The 19,992-nt window shown below is 48.0% G+C and carries 16 protein-coding genes; 2 read left to right on the forward strand and 14 right to left on the reverse strand.

Annotation, left to right across the window (positions count from 1 at the left end):
• Positions 1–21: 21 nt before the first annotated feature.
• The 3 genes from ACYCSE_RS06500 to ftsE all read right to left on the reverse strand — a co-directional run bounded on the left by ACYCSE_RS06500 (position 22) and on the right by ftsE (position 2,985).
• Positions 22–1,305, reverse strand: coding sequence for a M23 family metallopeptidase (locus tag ACYCSE_RS06500; RefSeq protein WP_023990619.1), 1,284 nt, complete (start codon positions 1,303–1,305; stop codon positions 22–24).
• A gap of 86 nt (positions 1,306–1,391) precedes the next feature.
• On the reverse strand, positions 1,392–2,309 hold the full coding sequence (ftsX, locus tag ACYCSE_RS06505) for a permease-like cell division protein FtsX (RefSeq protein ID WP_013312238.1): 918 nt from the start codon (positions 2,307–2,309) through the stop codon (positions 1,392–1,394).
• The gene (ftsE, locus tag ACYCSE_RS06510) at positions 2,299–2,985 is read right to left on the reverse strand and encodes a cell division ATP-binding protein FtsE (protein WP_023990620.1); all 687 of its coding nucleotides are present in this window, start codon (positions 2,983–2,985) and stop codon (positions 2,299–2,301) included. The genes ftsX and ftsE overlap by 11 nt, the downstream gene beginning before the upstream one ends.
• Positions 2,986–3,209: 224 nt before the next feature.
• Here ftsE and ACYCSE_RS06515 point away from each other — a divergent pair, with 224 nt between their 5' ends.
• Complete coding sequence (locus tag ACYCSE_RS06515; RefSeq protein ID WP_459701850.1) at positions 3,210–4,628, forward strand: VanW family protein; 1,419 nt, start codon at positions 3,210–3,212, stop codon at positions 4,626–4,628.
• 71 nt (positions 4,629–4,699) lie between these two features.
• On the opposite strand, the gene ACYCSE_RS06520 is transcribed toward ACYCSE_RS06515, so the two are convergent.
• The gene (locus tag ACYCSE_RS06520) at positions 4,700–5,866 is read right to left on the reverse strand and encodes an S-layer homology domain-containing protein (protein ID WP_459701851.1); all 1,167 of its coding nucleotides are present in this window, start codon (positions 5,864–5,866) and stop codon (positions 4,700–4,702) included.
• A gap of 264 nt (positions 5,867–6,130) precedes the next feature.
• Here ACYCSE_RS06520 and ACYCSE_RS06525 point away from each other — a divergent pair, with 264 nt between their 5' ends.
• Entirely contained in the window at positions 6,131–6,919 is a 789-nt protein-coding gene (locus ACYCSE_RS06525; RefSeq protein ID WP_235306466.1) for an alpha/beta hydrolase, read from the forward strand.
• Positions 6,920–6,996: 77 nt separating this feature from the next.
• Here ACYCSE_RS06525 and ACYCSE_RS06530 read toward each other — a convergent pair whose 3' ends face one another.
• The 10 genes from ACYCSE_RS06530 to ACYCSE_RS06575 all read right to left on the reverse strand — a co-directional run bounded on the left by ACYCSE_RS06530 (position 6,997) and on the right by ACYCSE_RS06575 (position 19,953).
• Entirely contained in the window at positions 6,997–8,631 is a 1,635-nt protein-coding gene (locus ACYCSE_RS06530) for a glycosyltransferase family protein (RefSeq protein WP_250266789.1), read from the reverse strand.
• A gap of 103 nt (positions 8,632–8,734) precedes the next feature.
• A complete protein-coding gene (locus ACYCSE_RS06535) occupies positions 8,735–10,336 on the reverse strand; it encodes an ArnT family glycosyltransferase (RefSeq protein WP_061829948.1) in 1,602 nt (533 codons plus the stop codon).
• Positions 10,333–10,752, reverse strand: coding sequence for a GtrA family protein (locus ACYCSE_RS06540; protein ID WP_061829947.1), 420 nt, complete (start codon positions 10,750–10,752; stop codon positions 10,333–10,335). Before ACYCSE_RS06540 ends, ACYCSE_RS06535 begins: the two co-directional genes overlap by 4 nt.
• A complete protein-coding gene (locus ACYCSE_RS06545) occupies positions 10,715–11,722 on the reverse strand; it encodes a glycosyltransferase family 2 protein (RefSeq protein WP_025721702.1) in 1,008 nt (335 codons plus the stop codon). The genes ACYCSE_RS06540 and ACYCSE_RS06545 overlap by 38 nt, the downstream gene beginning before the upstream one ends.
• Positions 11,723–11,745: 23 nt before the next feature.
• The gene (locus ACYCSE_RS06550; RefSeq protein ID WP_459701852.1) at positions 11,746–14,196 is read right to left on the reverse strand and encodes a glycosyltransferase family 2 protein; all 2,451 of its coding nucleotides are present in this window, start codon (positions 14,194–14,196) and stop codon (positions 11,746–11,748) included.
• The gene (locus ACYCSE_RS06555; protein WP_069292030.1) at positions 14,189–14,440 is read right to left on the reverse strand and encodes a hypothetical protein; all 252 of its coding nucleotides are present in this window, start codon (positions 14,438–14,440) and stop codon (positions 14,189–14,191) included. The genes ACYCSE_RS06550 and ACYCSE_RS06555 overlap by 8 nt, the downstream gene beginning before the upstream one ends.
• 447 nt (positions 14,441–14,887) lie before the next feature.
• Positions 14,888–16,300, reverse strand: coding sequence for an argininosuccinate lyase (gene argH / locus ACYCSE_RS06560; protein WP_459701853.1), 1,413 nt, complete (start codon positions 16,298–16,300; stop codon positions 14,888–14,890).
• Positions 16,301–16,387: 87 nt separating this feature from the next.
• Complete coding sequence (locus ACYCSE_RS06565; protein ID WP_061829944.1) at positions 16,388–17,623, reverse strand: argininosuccinate synthase; 1,236 nt, start codon at positions 17,621–17,623, stop codon at positions 16,388–16,390.
• Positions 17,624–17,685: 62 nt separating this feature from the next.
• Positions 17,686–18,642 (reverse strand): ornithine carbamoyltransferase, encoded by a 957-nt coding sequence (argF, locus tag ACYCSE_RS06570; protein WP_103047454.1) that lies wholly within the window; start codon positions 18,640–18,642, stop codon positions 17,686–17,688.
• 48 nt (positions 18,643–18,690) lie between these two features.
• A complete protein-coding gene (locus tag ACYCSE_RS06575) occupies positions 18,691–19,953 on the reverse strand; it encodes an acetylornithine transaminase (protein ID WP_459701854.1) in 1,263 nt (420 codons plus the stop codon).
• Positions 19,954–19,992: the final 39 nt, after the last annotated feature.

Consider the following 19,992-nt stretch of genomic DNA (forward strand, 5'->3'; position numbering starts at 1 on the left):
AAATAGGGCTTACCTTATCTACTATAAATAGTTCATCGGATTTACAGGTTTGTTATTTTCGCGCACCTCAAAATGACAGTGAGGTCCTGTGGAATTGCCCGTCGAACCAACTTCTGCAATTTTTTGACCACGTTTCACAGTCTGCCCGGTATGAACCACCGTACCGCCATTGCGAATGTGTCCGTATAGGGTCCATAGTCCGTCTCCATGGTCAATCACAACTGTGTTTCCATAGCCACTCCACCATTCGGCAACAATGACAACACCATCTTCGGCTGCATGAATATCGGTTCCCTGCGGAGCCGCCATATCAACACCTGTGTGGCCTTTAAGCTTGCCAGTAATCGGATGTACCCGCATGCCAAAAGTAGATGAAAGTCGGTAATGGGATACAGGCGAAGCCAATGTACCCGTTCCGCCTGTATACGTGCTGGCTGCCGCATGGCTGGAATTCGAGGCGGCACCTGAGGATGAAGATGCATATCGTTTGGCTTCAGCCGCACGTGCAGCCGCTCTAGCGCGTGCGGCTTTGGCAGCCTGCTCCGCTCTAAGCTTGTTCTTCTCCTGCACCAGACCCACACGTTTGTTAGCGAGTGCTACCAGCATGTCATTTTGCTCTTCGCTGATTTCATCTGACTCAGCAATATCATGATCGTAATTGGAAATCAGTCTTTGCTTCTCTTTTTCCTTCGAATTCAGTTCTGCTTTGGCGTCCTGCTTGAGCGCATACAGCTTCTTGGCATTTTTATATTCCGTGTCCAGCTGTTTCTTCTTGCTTACGACCAGTGCCTTGTCCTTTTTATGCTCGTCCAACAGGATTTGATCCTGCTCCACGATCGTTTTCAGGGAATCTACCCGACTGAGAAAGTCACTAAAACTGGACGAAGACATAAGCACGTCCATATATGAGACGGTTCCATCCGTATACATCAAGCGCACACGAGTTTCCAGCATTTTTTCCCGTGACTGGATACGATCAATGGCCTCGGCTAAATCTTTTTTGGTCGCACGCAGATTATCTTCCGTTTGGTCAATCTGAACCGCAACACGAGTCAGCTGATCGCTGACGCTGTTAATCTGAGCAAGCACAATTTTCAGGTTTTGCACGGTTTTATTTTTGTAATGTTGAGCATACTGTTTATCTTGAGCAGCCTTTTCCTGTTGTTGCTTGGCAGATTGGGCCTGCTTTTCCAATTGGTTCAGCTGCGAATTGATTTCACTCATGCTTTTGGCATATCCGTCAGAAGGCTGGATTAGCAATGCGGCTACCAAGGTAGCGGCCAACACAGATCCTGTTTTTTTCAACTTGCACTCCCCATCCTTTATCGCAAAATAACACCGGGCTTCCCCGTTCTAATTGATATCGACCACGACGTCCAGCCAACGCTTCTTTATACTTTTAAGAACTTGCGCATGGACAGGGTACTGCCAACAATTCCGACCAGCATCCCCAAAATAATCAACAATGCACTCAACTGAATCCAAATGCCTTCAAGTGGCATTAGCTTCAACATATTCAGAGCTATATCGCCCTGAACGGCAGTCAGCAAACGCTGATAGCCAGTAAATAAAATACCTACAGTAATAAGGGAACCAATGAGACCAATAAGCGCGCCTTCGATAAAAAACGGCCAGCGTATAAAAAAGTTGGTTGCACCGACCAGCTTCATAATGCCAATCTCTCTGCGTCGTGCCAATATGGTCACGCGAATCGTATTCGAGATGAGGAACATGGACATGATCGCCAGTCCGGCGACAAATATAAAGCCTACATTACGAATGAGCTTCGTAATTGTAAAGAGTGTCTCTACGGTGCCTTTTCCATAACGAACCTTTAAAATCGGCTTCTCTGGATGCAACGTATTCAGCTTCTCAATCTTTTCGGCCACAAATGGAACCGTTGTTGGTTCAATAACCTCTACCACAATTTTGTCCGGGAGTGGATTGCTGTCCTTGTCAAAACCCTCCAGCAGCTCCTTGCCGCTGTCTCCCAAATCTTTGCGCAGCTCCTCCAAACCCTGAGCTTTAGTCACAAAGGTCGTTTTGCTGATTTCCGGCATCGCCGCAATTTCCTTTTGCAGCGTTTCACGCATGTTCTGCTCTACATTTAGCTCCAGAAATACGTTAACCTCCACCTGACTATCTGCCTGATCAGCCAGGGAATTGACGTTGAGCACCAGCATGATAAATACGCCCAATATAAGTAATGACACAATAATCGAGGTGACGGATGCCACGGACATCCAGCCATTGCGGAATATGTTTTTGAAACCTTCCCGCACATGACGTAAGAAGGTGTTAAAAGTCATATCCGTACTCCCCTCTTACCTGATCCCTTACGATGTTGCCATTTTCAATGGCAATGACACGTTTACGCATGGAGTTCACGATGTCCTTATTGTGGGTCGCCATTACAATAGTCGTACCCCGAAAATTAATTTCGTCCAGCAACTGCATGATCTCCCAGGATGTTTCGGGGTCCAGATTACCCGTAGGTTCATCGGCAATGATCACGGAAGGATTGTTCACGATCGCCCGTGCAATTGCTACACGCTGTTGCTCCCCACCGGAAAGCTGGGCAGGCTCACGATTCATTTTTGTTTTCAAGCCAACCAGTTCAAGCACTTCTGGTACCCGTTTGCGAATCAGCTTCTTGGGAGCTTCAATAACTTCCATAGCAAAAGCCACATTCTCATAAGCCGTCAAACGCGGCAAAAGCCGGAAATCCTGAAAAATGACTCCGATGTTACGACGAACGTAGGGAATTTTACGCTGCTTAAGCTTCCCAATATTAAAACCATTAACTGAAATTTGCCCCTTGGTAGGTACTTCTTCTCTATAAATAAGCTTCATAAAAGTCGATTTCCCCGCTCCAGACGGGCCGACTACGTATACAAATTCATTACGGTCAATTCTGACCGATACTCCTTGAAGTGCGTGGGTTCCGTTAGTATAGGTCTTCCACACATCCTGCATTTCAATCACTCGATCACTTCCCGCTGCTTAATCATATTACGCATAACCTAATATCCATTCGACATATTCCATGCATTTCCTTTAAAAACTTCTCTATTTCATCATACCGTTTATCATTGTAACAAATTTGTTACCTAAATAGTACCGAAAGTTTTCTGCTTTTGGCACATATATATGAATATTATGGCACACGAGTACGCTATCAAGCTTATCAGACAGGAGACATCTGCATTATGAAAAAAATTCATTTATCTGTCATTTGGATATGGTCTGGTGTTCTGGCGCTGGCCATGTTGTGGGGAGGACTTCATCTGTACGCCGACAGACAAACGCTGCCGGAGGGAGTGAGGGTCGGAGGAATGAACGTAGGAAGCATGGATCACACAGCCGCTCTTCGGCTGGTGGATAAAAAATTGGATGCATTGAAGCAACGCCCACTGCTTCTGACGGACAGTGACAGCAGTGCACAGGATATAAAACTTACACTCGGGGAAGCAGGAATTCATTATAAAGCGGAGGCATTTCGGAATGCCGTGAAGGCACTCAGCTCGGAGCATCTATGGACTCGTGTGCAGACACGTTTTAGCTTCGAAAAAGAATGGTCTATCACATCTTTCCGACAGGAGGAGATATTAAGGGCCCGATTCGGAGTCGATTGGGAGGAGCAACGATACGGCATGCCTATCAATGCTGTGCGTCAGATTGACGGGAATGATCAGGTTCGTTATATTCCAGGGCGCTCTGCCCGACGCATGGATTGGCCCGGATTGGACGCCGCACTAGATAAGGCGCTGCCCAAGGATTTTACCGATTCGGAAGAGCCCGTACGAGTGGAATTACCTTTCCGTCAGCTGGAACCGAACATTTCGGTGGACAGTCTACGGAACGAAGGGATTGAGCGCAAAATCGTCCAATTCTCCACTAGTCTCGGCAGTAGCTCGGAAGGACGCGTGTATAACGTTAATTCAGCGGCAAGCACCGTTGATGGTCTAATTCTTAAGCCAGGCGACATATTCGACTACGGTCAATTGATTGCCAAGGCTGAGCGCACTCATGGCTTTCGTGAAGCTCCAGTGATCGTCAACGGTCAGTTGGAGTCCGGCATAGGCGGCGGGATTTGTCAGGTATCCAGCACGGTGTATAATGCAGCGCTGCGAGTCGGTTTGGACATTGTTGAGCGCCGCAACCATTCCTTGCCGGTTAGCTACCTGCCCAAAGGTCAGGATGCGACTTTTGCTACAGGCTCCATTAATTTTCGTTTTAGAAACAATACAGGCAAGCATTTACTGCTTCGTGCGGCTGTCCAAAACCGAACGCTTACTGTTAAATTTTTTGGTACATTTCCGTCCAATGTTTCGTATGAACTGGAATCCCATACAGTTCGCGTACTTCCCATACCGGAGAAGAGACTCCGTAATGACTCACTTTCCCCCGGCTTCTATCAAGTACTTCGACAGGGCAAAGAAGGGTATGTGGTAGAAACATTCCGGGTAAAAAAGGTAGACGGAAAAACTGTAGATCGCACCCGAATCAGCCGCGATACGTATCGAGCGCAGCAACGCATTATAGCTAGTTATGGCGGTGGCACATCGTCTGAGCCACAAACACGTGAACCCGAGAAATCTATTGTCGAGGACGGTATAAGCGAATAAACGAAAAATCCCCCTTCCACTGTCGGCTGGACTTGTTCCAGACAGAGTGAAAGGGGGATTTTAGCTATAAATTACTCGCTGCGTTTACCCAAAACAGAAATTTCTACAGGCTCACTTTCGTTACCATCTGCATCTTTAGCTTTGATTACCAGCCTAACCGTTGCTTTTTGAGTAAGCACACTGATACTAAATGTGCCATCATCTTTGGCTACTGCACTACCGATAGGCAGTTCGTTGGAATAGGCGGTTACTGTGGAACCTGCTTTAGCTGTCCCCGTAATTGTACCTTCTCCATCATACACATTGTTGACTTTCAGAGCTTCCGTAGTTGCAACTGCGTCAGTAGTAGCTGTGTCTGTAGTGCTATCTGTAGTCGTATTCGTAGTTGTGTCTGTATCTGTGTTGGTATCTATTGTTGTAGAGTTGTCCGTAGTCGTGCTATCTGTGCTGGTACTTGTGCTGCTATCTCCTGTTTCGCTGCCAGAAGTAGTTGACGTGTTACCATAAGTGGAATCTGTCACGTTGCTGTATGTGGAGTCCGTCACCGTTCCACCAGGAGTCGTCGTCAGATTATCGACAGAGCTCAGGTTGTAACCGGAAGCAGCGTCCAGAATAGCAATCGCCTCTGCACGAGTCAGCGACTTCAGTGGCTGGAATTTACCATCCGGATAACCGTTGATGATTTTTTGCTCTGCAGCTGCCGCTACACTTTTCTTCGCCCAAGACCCAATTTTGTCGGAGTCAATGAATTTAGTAACATCTGCTGCGTTACCCGCAGTCAGTCCAATAGCTTTGCCTACGATAGCCGCAGCCTCTTGACGTGTTACCTTACCATTTGGTTTGAGCTTGTTATCTGCATAGCCGCTTATGTAGCCTGCATTCACGGCACTTGTCAGCTCGTTGTATGCCCAGTGCGAAGCTGGAACATCTGTGAACGTTCTGCTTCCATTACCGTTTACTTTCACACCACCCGCATATGTTGCGTCTGTCACTGCTGGAGTTTCCTGTGTGAACGTTCCCAAGCTGCGATTCAAAAGAACAATAAATTCGGCACGTGTGATCGCCGCATCTGGTTTTACCGCCCCGTCTAATTGCCCTGTGGCTGACCAGCGTTGCACCTGGTCTCCCGCCCAATGTCCACTTGTAGTTTGGGGAGCAGCTGCCGCTGCGCTGAATGCGCTAAGAATAAGACCTGTACTCAATACACCTGTAACTGTGTTTCTTAACTTTTTTCCCATGCTATAAATTCCTCCTCTGATTGGATTCATCATTCTTTTTTAAACACTTTACCAGAAATCAAACCCAAATAACCCCCAAATTAAAAAAATCGTCCCATATAACCATACCCCCACCTAATGTAGGATAAATAAGAAACGGGACTTAATACCTAGTCATTCGCTTGGATATGTATATTTAGACAGGCTAAGGTATACTGAATGAATAATCGGTCATATGCTGGAACACCGCAATGAGGTCACAAAACCCCAGGAAAGAGGTCTCTTATGGCTCTTATTCAATGTCAGTTTTATTCGGAAGTTCTAGGTCTGAGCACATCCATGAATGTTATTCTTCCTCAGGCAACCCGTTCGCAAATCGGACTGGAGGGCAAGCAAGGAACCGGGCCACATCCGACGCTATATTTGCTGCATGGCCTGTCGGACGATGATTCAACCTGGTTGCGTCGAACCTCCATTGAACGCTATGTCGCCTCATTGGGCCTAGCTGTCGTCATGCCCCAGGTACATCGGAGTTTCTATACGAATATGGAGCAAGGAGCGGCTTATTGGACCTTTGTCAGTGAGGAATTGCCGGCTTTGGCACGTTCATTCTTTCCTCTGTCCGACAAGCGTGAAGACAATTTTGTAGCCGGGCTTTCTATGGGTGGATATGGTGCTTTCAAACTGGCACTCCAGCATCCAGAGCGTTTTGCAGCTGCTGCGAGCCTTTCGGGAGTCATGGATTTACACGCATCACGCACCGATCCTATGCAAAATGCGATGAGTCCAGCGGAATGGCTTAACATTTTTGGTCCAGATGAAATACGTGGAACGGATCACGACTTGCTGGAACTGTTACAACGTCATGCTGCCTTGGGGACCTCGCTTCCCCGGCTTTACCAATGCTGCGGCACGGAAGATTTCCTATATAAGGGAAATCAGGCTTTCCGTGAAACATGTAATACTACCGGAGTTCCGCTGACCTACGAAGAAGGTCCTGGGGCTCATGAATGGGGATACTGGGACGCGAAAATTCAGGATGTACTGGCGTGGCTACCACTCAAAGAGCACTAAACAGGTTAAAAAAATCCCCGCAGCTTCCCTCATCGCACCATGGCGAAGGGATAGGCTCCGGGGATTTATTATGCACATTACGGATTTGTCGTGGTCTCCGTCGAGGGAGAGGCTTTAGTTAGTGACTTGGGTAGCACCTTGTACAAGCGCCACTCACCGTTAAACTCACGTTCAAGCTGGACCCATGGAGCGCCTTTTTCATATAAATTCGGATATACCATGTTGATTTTACTCAGTGGCATGCCTGACATGATCTTAGGTACAAGGATATAATCCACATGGTTATCCTGCGGATAACTTAATGCCTTATTGAACGAATAATCACTGGTGATCAGGAAGCGTTTGGGATATTGGCTGTAGACAATCATGGTGTAGGCTGAAGCCGAATCGGTCATAATGGTAGACTTCGGCAGATGCTCATCCAACCAGACGGCAATCTTACGATCTGACTCCTGTCTCACATAGTTCACATTACCCGTTCGTGTGAGAAAGCTGTTCTCATCCGGTGCAATATCCGGGCGAGTCAACGCATAGGAAAGTAATCCAGCGGTAAGCAGCAGACTGACGGATACCAGGCCAAAGGCTGCCCTCCGCCATCGTCCCTGAAGCTGGCTCAGCTCATAGGGCAACCAAGCTACAGTAATTGGGAACACGTACATAAAATAACGAAACCACCCATACGAAGATTGCTTCATCATGAGTAAAAATTGCAACCCCGGCACTGACAGGAACAGCAGCAAAATAATCAGTGTTCCCCATCGGAACAAGCGCCCACTCAACAGACGAATGAACAGAATAGCAAACAACGGTACCGAATACCAGAGTGTTTTGGAAGCAATAAATTTCAAGGCCACCAGCGGATTGGAGAAAATCTCTACAAACTTATCATCATTCAGCAGCTCTGCCGATTGAGCTGTGTTCGAATACTCCGAATTCAGGAAGTAAAAAGCATTCCCCATAATGAGATAGTTGAAGAAAATCCACAACAGCCCGGAAAAGACCACGGGGAGCAGAAGCAGTAACCAAGTTGCCTCGACCTTGTGCAGTTTTTCTCGCAAGGCCAGCTCACGTCTGCCCATGTTTCGATGTAGAAACATGATCGCCAATACCACTCCACCCGCCATTGCCACGCCCAGAGGAACCGCTTCATAGCGAGTCCAGAACGCCATGGCAAGCGCTAATCCAGAAACAATCAGGCTTGCCGTCATGCGATCCTTGAGCCACAATGCAAACTCAATCACCGTCATCATAATGAAATATATGTATAGCGAATCGCTCAGCCCATTGGCACCAAACAGTAAAATAAACGGATTCAGTGCATACAGCAGTGCCAGCATGATGCTCATCCCTGAGCTAAGCCCTGTTCTGACCCCAGCCCGATACAGCAGCATAGCGGTCAAAGCGGCAAAGGTAGCACTAAGAATGACAGCAGCCAATCCATAGGTAGCTAATGCCGGAAAGATTGGATACAGCAGTAGAATCACCATTTCCAGAAGACTAGGTAGTGGATTCCAGATAAATCCGATTGCGCCCAGATGCGGGTCGCGGCTGTACAACACATAAAATGCATTAGCTACGCGACTGAGCGCGTCTGTGTGCATATATCCCAGAACATAGCTGAAATAGATGCCCGCAGACAACTCCAATGCAAGTATAAATACAAACAGACCTATAGCCATCCATCTGCTTGCAGACCATTTGCGAAAGGACATTCCTCTCGTTCCCCCTCAAACTTCTTGCGGTGATACAGCTGTAGCCCACTCACACCCTACAGCTGTATTCTTCCCTCCGCTACGATGCACTAAAATATAATAATTATTTCGATTCTTCATGCTCTATTTTGTACAGTCGCCACTGCCCGTCAAAGTCATGTACCAGTGAGGCCCACGACGCTCCCTTTTCGAACAAATCAGGATAGTTCCGATTTACCTGATCCAGCGGTACCCCATCCACCAAGCGCGTGACCAAGACATAATCCACCTTGGAAGCAGGCAGATCCATTAAAGATTCCCCAAAATCAAAATCACTCGTAATCATAAACTTCTTCGGGATTTTGCTGCTCAAAATGATCGGATAGGCGGCATAAGAATCTGTCAAAATGAGAGATGAACCATAATGCTCATCCAGCCACGGCGCTATTTTCCGCTCAATAATTTGACGTTCGTAGCTTTCATTACCACTATGCGTCAAATAGCTGTGTTCATCTGCTGCAATCGCGGGGTTCGTCAGTGCGTAGGATAACAAGCCTGCTGTTACCAACATTCCTGCTGTTACCAGAGAGATTCCGATCCCCCTCATTTTCCCCTTCAATAAACTTAGCTCATACGGCAACCAGGCAACCGTAATCGGGAACACATACATAAAATATCGGAACCACCCAAAAGAAGAGTGCTTGAGCATCAGCAAAAGCTGAAGTCCAGGCACCGATAAAAAGATTGCTAATAGCGTAAGCGTGCTCCAACTCAACAGACGTTTGTCCAACAAACGTATGAGCAAAATGGCAATCAACGGAGCAGCATACCATAAGGTTCGTTGCCCGATAAACTTTAGCATCAGCACAGGGTGGGCAAACATGGCCACAAAGCGTTGATCCTCTAACAAAGCCGCTGATTGTGTGGAATTGGAATATTGCGAGCGTAAAAAGTAAAGCGGATCGCCCATGATAATCCAGTTAAAAAAGAGCCACAGCAGACCGGAAAAAACAAGTGGCAACAACAATAGAAGCCATGTCGCTTCCACCTTGTACAGGCGCTCTTTTAAAGACAATTCCGTTCTAAACATCTCTCTGTTTGTACGCCACCTATGCAGAAAAAAGATCGTCAGCAATACACCCAAAGCCATCGCAACGCCAAGCGGAACCGCTTCATAGCGTACCCAAAAAGCCAGTGCAAGCGCAAAACCGGATACGATCAAATTCGCCGCCTTGCGATCCTTCAACCACATACAAAATCGACTCACTGTCAACAGGATGAAAAAGATATATGGCGAGTCACTTAAGCCGTTGAAGCCAAACAGAAACATAAATGGATTCAGTGAAAATAATAGCGCAATCAGCAAGCTGGTTGCACCGTGGAGCCCCAACTGTTTGCCCGTCGCATACAATAATGCCGCGCTGGCCCCTGCAAACAGGCTGCTCACAATCACTGCCGCCAGCCCGTGGGAAGCGAGTACTGGAAATAAAGGATAAAACAACAGCACAATCAGTTCCATCAAACTGGGCAGGGGATTCCATACAAACCCGATAGCACCCAAGTGTGGGTCACGACTGTATAGCACATAAAATGCGTTAGCCACTCGACTGAGCGCATCGGTATGCATATAACCAAGATACCATGCAAAATACACGCCCACGGCCAGTTCAAGAGCAGTAATACAAGCAAACAATGATAGAAATTTTCCGTGTTTTCTTAAAATCATGAAACCTCTTTCTGACGCTGTTGCGGAACGGAGAAGATCCAGTAGCGGTTCCAGAAATAATTATGAACAGGCACGATGATGGTAGTTAGTACTTCACCGATCAGATACGACCAACCGATCCAGTGAATGGTCACGTACATCAGAGCGGCATTTAAGAGCAAGCCACAGGTACAGACCAATAAATATTTAAGAAACTGGGTGCGGCTTCTCTCGCCGGTAGGCTCGAACGTCCAGTTTCGGTTCAGCACATACGAAACGAGCAATGTAACTACGAATCCGATTGTAGTAGCCATTACTGCTGGTACCGTAAACAGCTCCACCAGCAGCACAAGCACACCCACATGGATACCTGTACCCAGCAATCCCACAATACCGTATTTAATGATTGGATACTTTAGATATGAACGTCTGATCATGTTGATTAAACTCCCTGTCCACCCACAATCGGTCAGCATTCGCCCGTTTATCTGCTATCAGATAGCGAGGCCTAGCTTTAACTTCGTGATATATGGCGGCAATATATTCTCCTACCACTCCAATCGACAGCATGAGTACACTGCCAATAATCAAGAGCAGCAAAATCACAGTGGTAAAACCGGTCACAGCGTCACCCGTTAATTTGCGCATTAAGGTCTGAATCCCCAATACGACTGAAATCAGCATAAAAATGAGGCCCATCAGACTTACTACCCGCAACGGTACTGTCGAGAATGAAACGATCGCTTCTGCTGCCAGTCGAATCAGCCCTAACGGACTCCAGCGGCTTGGCCCCTCTTCGCGTGGAGCCACCCGGAATGAAATCTGGGTTTTGCGGAAACCTAGCCAGGCTGTCATCCCGCGGAAAAACGGCATCCGCTCTGGCATCGCCATCCAGGCATCCACCACTCGTCGATCCAGTAGCTTATAATCGGAGGCATCCTTGAGATTAAAGCCTGTCAAGCGGTTCAGGGTCGCGTAGAACAAAGAAGCACCGAGCTTTTTGCCCACCGACTCTTCTCCCCGAAATTCTTTCACACATTCGACCAAATCATAACCTTCATTTTGCCATAAACGTACCATTTCTCCAATCATTTCAGGAGGATGCTGCAAATCACCGTCCATGACAATAATCGCATCGCCAGAGGCATTTTCCAGACCTGCGCACAACGCCAGCTCCTTACCGAAATTCCGACTCAGCCGGAGCGCGAGCAAAGAGGGCATACGACGGGACAATTCGGACAGCTTAAGCCACGTATCGTCTTTGGAACCATCATCTACTATGATGAGCTCATAGCGTGAGGTGACGACAGACAATACCCCATCAATTACCTTAAGCGATCGCTCGAGATGCGAGCTTTCATTGTACATGGGAATGACGACGGATAAAAAAGGTGTTTTTGTCTCCATTCTTGCTCCTTCTTTCTTCATATTCAGGAGGACTGTGCCGGGGTATCATCCAAGTCGTGCATATCGGTCAGACCATGCGTGGTCTTCTCCCAATAGAACGGCTTGGTAATGAGCTGCCAAGCGGCTTTCACCGCAGCTATACTCATAAGTACCCAATATAACGGCGAGAGTAGACCGTATTTGACCATCGCGTATGAAAATGTTCGTTCACCGCGCTCTTCCAGTTCCCCGATGACCCAATACATTCCGGCCACATTACTGAATACGAACAGAAAGTTACCGATATAAAACTCCGCGCTGGCCAGGTAATACACATAACCCGGGAATAGCTTGGGAATAAAGGACAACTCCCAGCCAAACCATAAAATAAGCAACCCCCAAAAAATCGGATTCAGCAACGGCAACATCGGAGTTGCCAGAATCATCACCTGAAAGCCGAAAAAGCCTTTCCAGCCCACTTCGCGCACCAGCTTAACCGGATTGCGCATATGAACCAGCCATGTCTGCATATACCCCTTGATCCAGCGTGACCGCTGACGAATCCAGTTGCCCACGCGGCTGTTAGCTTCCTCCCATGTGCGGGAATCGACAATAGCCGTTTTGTAGCCGCCTTTATACAGACGTATGCCCAGATCGGCATCCTCGGTTACATTGTAGGGGTCCCACGCATTAATATCTTTTAATACAGATACCCGAAAATGATTGGATGTGCCGCCTAACGGAATTGGGGTATCTAACTGCATAATACCCGGTAGCAGTAACTCGAACCACATACTATATTCTTGAGTGAACCAGCGGGTCAGCAGATTTTGTGTACTATTAAAGTAGTTAAGCTTCGCTTGAATACACGCATAATGCTCAGGGAGTGAATCAAACGCCGCAATGACCTTTTTAAGCTGATCAGCGTCGGGACGATCCTCAGCATCGTAAATCACGACAAACTCGCCACGTGCCCGAATAAGTCCATAATTACATGCCTTCGGCTTGGTTTTGGGCAAACCGTCTGGAACGACCAGTGTCGTGTAATAGGCCGGTAGCTTCATTTCCCGAAGTAGCTCAATCGTCTCTATGTCGTCCTCTTCAATCAGCAGCCGCACATCCAGCTTGGACTTTGGATAATCCAGTTGCTCCAAATTCCGCAATAACATCGGAAGCACGCCCGCTTCCTTATACATAGGTACAAGAATGGTATAGATCGGCAGTTTCTTTTCATCCATGGCGTCAACCTCTTCCTTCGTAAAACGAAGCTGCGCCCCACGCCGGGAACCGAGATAAATAATGCCAAACTTAAATAGCGTCATCGCAAAATAAAACAGCTGAATCATCATATTGATGATCAACACCGTTTTCCAACTGTTCCAGAGGAGACCGAGCAGTGTAATCATACCCATGGCCGCGAACACCCAGAGCTGTCCCTTTGTAAAGGTCGTCCGTGCTGAATTGTGTGGTTCTTTTTCCAATAGCCCGGTCGTGCTCTCCTGCATCATTTCTTCACCGTAGATTTTACCCCAGAGCTGCTCCATCTCTTCCTTCGTAGCAAGCACCTGCTCTACCGGCATACCCAAAATTTCCTCCAGCTTCAAGCGTCGCTCTTCTGGCAGCGGATCGCTGACCGCCACAATATAACGGTTCATATATTGATGGATGACGACCACGCCATATGCCATCGCCACTTGCTCGGGTAGTTTATACGCCGCATCCAGCGCGAGTTCCTCACCAATACGCCCAATTCGGTTCTGTGTAGCAATCGCGCGGTACAGATCCGCAGGTTCCAGCATTTGCAATGACAGTAAGATGTCTCCCAGTAGTCCGCCGCTCTTCGCCTGGAACTCCAGTGCGCGCTCCAGTTGTTCCGGTAATATATAGCCGGAACGAACTAGCATATCGCCTAATCGCTCCTTGGACTCGTCGCCGTCAACCTGCTCCTGTAGCTGCTCGGCTGTAATGAAACCCATCTCTACAAGAATATCGCCCAGCCTGCCACCGTAACGCTTCTGGTTGCGGATGGCATCTGTCAGCTGATCGCGGGTGATCATCCCGTTCTCCACCAGTTGATCCCCCAGACGGGCCTTGCCGTTTCGTCCGGTCTGCGTTCCTGCTGCAACCTCGGTACCAGGGATACTGGTAACAGCACCCATAGCGGCTCCTGCCGCTACCTGTTCCTGCCCAGATGCATATTGGACTTGAGCCTCCTGCACCTGTCCATCCTGTAACCCTTCATCCAGCAATTGTTCCACAGCTGCTGCTGTATCATTGGCGTTCTGTATCGCCTGGATACGAAGTTCTGTATCCTGAAGTCGCCGTTCCAACTCTTCGATATGAAAATCAAGCTTGTACAGCACCGGGGCCTGCTCTGACCGCTGAGCCTCTAGCTGTTGTTGCAGTTGTTCGATTCGCTGACGCTCTTCTTTTATTCTTCTCTTGGTTTGGCGAATTGAAACTCCTCCAACCTGCCACCTAAGCTTGTCACCCATGAATTCCCGCCCTTTCAATCCAGCGCCGCTCTTCCGCAAGCGCATCCGCAAGCAGCTGCTTTAACTCCGCATCCCGCTGCTTTTTCCGTTCCAGCGCCGCGTGGAAAAGTTCCCGCTCCTCACGCAGTAACTCCTCCGCTTGCACCCGTTCCTCATGCAATGAAGATATCAGTTGATCGGCTTCAGAAGCGCGATAACCGATCCAAGCGCTCTTTAACTGACGCGCCGTCCTTTTAGTTCTCATAATACCTCCCTGGATCATCCCGACTCTGCCTTCAGCTACGTCGCTACTTTAGAGCTTTTACTTACCGTTCTCCCAAAACCAGGACATACCTATGTTCTCATTCAAGCCCTTCATTTACACATTTATGAAATTCGCCTGATCAAAAGAGCCCCTAGTAACTTGACATTTACTTATTGAATATAGTTCTTGTCCTATTGAATTGGTAATTCGATGAAAAACTTAGTGCTATTCTACCATAATCATCATAGGTGTAGTATACAAAAATGTAAATTCTAGAAACTTTCACACCAGTGTATTAATAGGTATTTGGAACTATGAATTAATGCCCCAAAAAACACAAAAGACACCGCGAACGGTGCCTTTGAAACTTAGATTGCTAATTCCTTAAAATTTGATTTTACACAGCATCCCGCTGCTATGCAAGAGAATAATATCTTTCTTTACTGATTAATTTTTCGGCTTGTGCCCTGCAAACCATGTTGATGTATTCGCCAGGAGCTGTTCACTGCGCCCAATAGCTGCCTGTACCTGTCCGGTAGCGGTTCCGCCATATACATTCCGTGCATTCACTACCGCTTCTGGTTGAAGTACCTCATAGATACGTTCGTCAAACAGATCCGAAAACTGCTGGAATTCGTCCAGTGTCAGATCAAGCAAGTATTTTCCATGCTGGATGCAATACAGTACGGTTTTGCCAATGACCTCATGCGCCTGACGGAACGGAAGCCCTTTGCCGACCAAGAAGTCCGCAATATCCGTTGCGTTGGAAAAATCCTGATTGACCGCTTGACGCATACGATCCTTGTTCACCTTCATCGTGGCGATCATCGGTGCGAACAGTTGCAAGGCTCCTTCCAGCGTGGCAACGGTATCGAACATCCCTTCCTTGTCCTCCTGCATATCCTTGTTGTATGCCAGCGGCAAGGATTTCAATACAGTCAACAAGCCGACGAGGTTTCCATAGACACGTCCGGTTTTACCACGTACCAGCTCCGGTACGTCCGGGTTTTTCTTCTGCGGCATAATGCTGCTGCCTGTGCAAAAAGCATCATCCAGCTCGACAAAACCAAACTCCGTGCTGCTCCATAGCACCAATTCTTCGCTCAGACGAGACAAATGCGTCATAATCAGCGAGGCGCCAGCCAGGAACTCTACGATAAAATCTCGGTCGCTGACGGCATCAAGGCTATTTTCATATACACCATCAAATCCCAGCTGCTCGGCTACAAAGTGACGGTCGATCGGAAAAGTGGTCCCGGCCAAAGCGCCAGCACCGAGCGGCAACACGTTAATCCGCTTATAGCTGTCTTTGAGTCGGTCAATATCACGCTCCAGCATAGACACATACGCCAGCAGATGATGTGCAAATAAAATAGGCTGCGCACGCTGCAAGTGTGTATATCCAGGTACAATCGTGTTCAGATTATCCTTTGCCTGGCCGATTAATGCAGCTTGTACGTCATGCAGCATACCCACCAGCGATACCACACGTCCTCGCAAATACAAGTGCATATCCGTTGCTACCTGATCGTTACGACTGCGCCCAGTGTGCAACTTACCTCCGACCGGACCAATGGCCTCGATTAAATTTTTTTCGATATTCATGTGAATATCCTCATCCGAAACGGAAAATTCAATTTCCCCACGGCGGATACGCTCCAGGACCGTGTGCAGTCCTTCCTTGATCGTGTCTGCATCCTCCTGCGGAATAATTCCGCATTTCCCCAGCATGGCCACATGAGCCAAACTGCCTTGAATATCTTCTTCCGCCAATGCCTGATCAAACCCGATAGAAGCCGTATATTCCTCTACCAGCTTATTCGTTTGCTTCGTAAAGCGTCCGCCCCATAGCTTACTCATTGCATGATCCCCTCTCTGCAATACAAGCCGCCCTCGTCGTTTGGACAAGAACGGCCCGCATTCCGTACATTTTTTTAGGTTACATTATTATTTATGATTTTGTGTTACGCCCGCGTTGACCTTCAAACGCAGAGCATTCAAGCGGATAAAGCCTGTTGCATCGCCTTGATCGTAGGCTTGTGTCGGGTCGGCTTCCATGGTTGCAATGTCCGGGTTGTACAAGCTAACCGGGCTTTTAACGCCTGCACCGATAACGTTGCCTTTGTACAGCTTCACGCGCACGGTACCACTGACATTTTTCTGACTCTCATGAACCAAAGCCTGCAAAGCGACACGTTCCGGTGCGAACCAGAAACCGTTATAAACCAAGGTAGCATAACGGGTAATCAGACTATCACGCAAATTCATAACCTCGCGATCCATCGTGATGGATTCCATTTTGCGGTGAGCTGTGAACAGGATCGTACCGCCCGGCGTCTCATAGACTCCCCGACTTTTCATGCCGACAAAACGGTTCTCTACCATATCCACACGTCCGATACCATGCTTGCCGCCGAGCTCATTCAGTTTTTCCATCACTTGCAATGGACTTAGCTGTTCTCCGTTCAAAGCGACACAGTTACCTGCTTCAAATTCCAACTCCAAATATTCTGCTTCATCAGGAGCGTCCTCAGGCGCGTTGCTGAGCAAGAACATTCCTTTATTTTCAGGAGCACTTGGATCAAACCAAGGGTCCTCCAGCACGCCGCTTTCATAGCTGATGTGCAGCAGATTACGGTCCATGGAGTATGGCTTGGCTGCAGAAGCAGTTACCGGAATGTCGTGTTTTTCCGCATAGGCAATCATTTCTGCACGGCCCGGGAACTGATTGCGGAACTCTTCCAGCCGCCAAGGTGCGATCACCTTGATATCCGGCGTCAACGCCGCCGCGTTCAGCTCGAAGCGTACCTGATCGTTACCTTTGCCTGTTGCCCCGTGAGCAATGGCTGTTGCTCCCTCGGCAATCGCAATATCGACCATCCGCTTAGCGATCAATGGACGTGCAATACTCGTTCCGAGCAAATATTGTCCTTCATATAAAGCACCCGCCTGAAACATCGGATAGATAAAATCCTTGGCGAATTCATCACGCAGATCATCAATGTACACTTTGGAAGCCCCTGTAGCGAGTGCTTTTTCCTCCAAACCGTCCAGCTCTTCCTTTTGACCGATATCTGCGGTGAATGCGATGATTTCAGCATCATAAGTTTCTTTGAGCCATTTCAGAATGACCGACGTATCCAGACCGCCGGAATATGCAAGTACGATTTTTTCTTTTGCCATTGTTGAAGTCCTCCCCGAATGCTTCTAGCCTTTTCTTCTTTACCTATCAATACCTATCAACCTTATGCCATTAAAGCAACTAACAGCGCTTTTTGCGCATGCAGACGATTCTCTGCTTCATCAAAGATGACCGAATTCGGACCATCGATTACGCCTGCGCTTACTTCTTCCCCACGATGCGCAGGCAGACAGTGCAGGAATAAATAATCCGGCTTCGCAAGCTTGACTAGCTCCTCATTCACCTGGAAGTCGGCAAAAGCAAGCTCCCGCTCCTTCTGCTCTTCCTCAAACCCCATGCTCGCCCACACATCTGTGTAGATCGCATCCGCATCTTGCACTGCTTCCTGCGGACTCTGGGTTATAACGATCTCACTCCCTGTCTGTTTGGCAATTTCACGGGAAGCTGCGACCACACTCGGGTCCGGCTCGTATCCAACTGGACTTGCAATGGACACATGCACTCCAAGCTTTGCTCCCCCAATTAAGAGGGAATGAGCCATATTGTTACCGTCTCCGATGTAAGCCAATTTGAGCCCTTTTAGCTTACCCTTTTGCTCATACAAGGTTTGATAATCAGCTAGCACTTGGCATGGATGCGCCAAATCACTCAATCCATTAATCACAGGAACGGACGCATAACGGGCCAACTCTACCACATTATCGTGCCCAAAGGTACGAATCATAATGCCATCCAGATAACGTGACATGACTTGAGCCATGTCGCTAATCGGTTCGCCGCGTCCCAGTTGAATGTCATTTTTGCTGAGGAAAAGGGCATGCCCGCCCAATTGATACATACCGACTTCGAAAGATACCCGTGTACGTGTAGAGGATTTTTCGAAAATCAGTCCGAGCGTTTTCCCTTTTAGCGGCTGATAAGTTTCCCCGTTTTTGTGCTTACGCTTAATTTCAATGGCGAGATCAATTAAATACTGGATTTCCTCTGGAGAATAATCATCCAGCTCCAGGAAGTCCCGTCCTTTCAAATTCATCTGCTGCAGTGCGCCGCTCTGGCTCATGCTATCGTCTCCTTTTACACTCTAGTCTATGATAATTTGGCCTTTACACTAAGCCAAATGCTCCCGAAACAATTCAGCAATCAAGGTTACAGCCTGATCTATTTCGTCTTTCGTTACATACAAGTTAGGCAACAGACGAATCACGTTTGGTCCTGCTGTAATGAACAGAATGCCCTTCTTCTGTCCTGCCAAAACAAGCTCCGCTACCGGTTCCGCACACTCAATACCAACCATCAGACCTTTTCCACGGATATCCTTTACAAAAGGACTATCTCCAAGCTGCTTTTGCAGACTATAGAAAAGGTAATCTCCCATCTCAGCTGCACGTTCTGGTAGCTTGTCATCAATAATCGTTTCAATAGTAGCTTGAACCGCTGCCATAGCAAGTGGCGTACCTCCAAAGGTAGAACCATGACTGCCCGCTGTGAACGCTTCACGCAAATATCCTTTGCCTAGCATAGCACCCACAGAGAAACCACTGCCCAGTCCTTTCGCCAATGTAAAGATATCCGGCTCTATACCATAATGCTCAAAGGAAAACAGCTTGCCCGTCCGTCCCATACCTGTTTGTACCTCGTCAATGATCAGCAGCAAACCATGCTCGCGGCACAGCTTTGTAATCACATCTACGAAAGCAGGGTCTACCGGATACATACCACCTTCGGCCTGCACCATTTCCAGCATAATTGCCGCCGTGTGCTCACTAATGGCTGCTTCAAGAGCCGTCTGATCATGAAGCGGAACACTTTTGAACCCGGCAGGAAGCGGTAAAAAACCCTCTTTTACTTTCTCCTGACCCGTAGCGGTCAAGGTTGCCAGCGTCCGTCCGTGAAAGGATTGCGTGAACGTAATGATTTCGTAGCGACCGGTCTGCTTTACCTTCTGGTGGTAACGACGCGCCAGCTTAATTGCAGCTTCGTTCGCTTCGGCCCCGCTGTTGCAGAAAAACACGGCATCTGCGCTGCTATTGGCTGTCAGCAAGGCAGCAGCCCGTTCTTGCCCCGGAATATGAAACAGATTGGACACATGCCACAATTCATCGATTTGTTTTTTCAATCGTTCAGCTACTGCTTGAGGCGCATGGCCGAGATTGGTAACGGCAATGCCTGACATGAAATCCAGATAACGCTTGCCCTGATCGTCCCACAGCCAGCTTCCTTGTCCTTTCACCAGTGTAAGCGGGTATCTTGCGTAGGTTGGAAAAAGGGAGCTTTCTGTCTGCGCTTTTGCCGACACCTTTTCCGTTTGCACTCCGCTTCCATCCGTACTTGGCATTTCCTCGCTCACCAGCGTATTCGGTTCCTTACTCATTATGTTCACGCTCCTTTATCGTTTGGTTATATAGGTCGA

The sequence above is a fragment of the Paenibacillus sp. SEL1 genome, assembly GCF_054602535.1.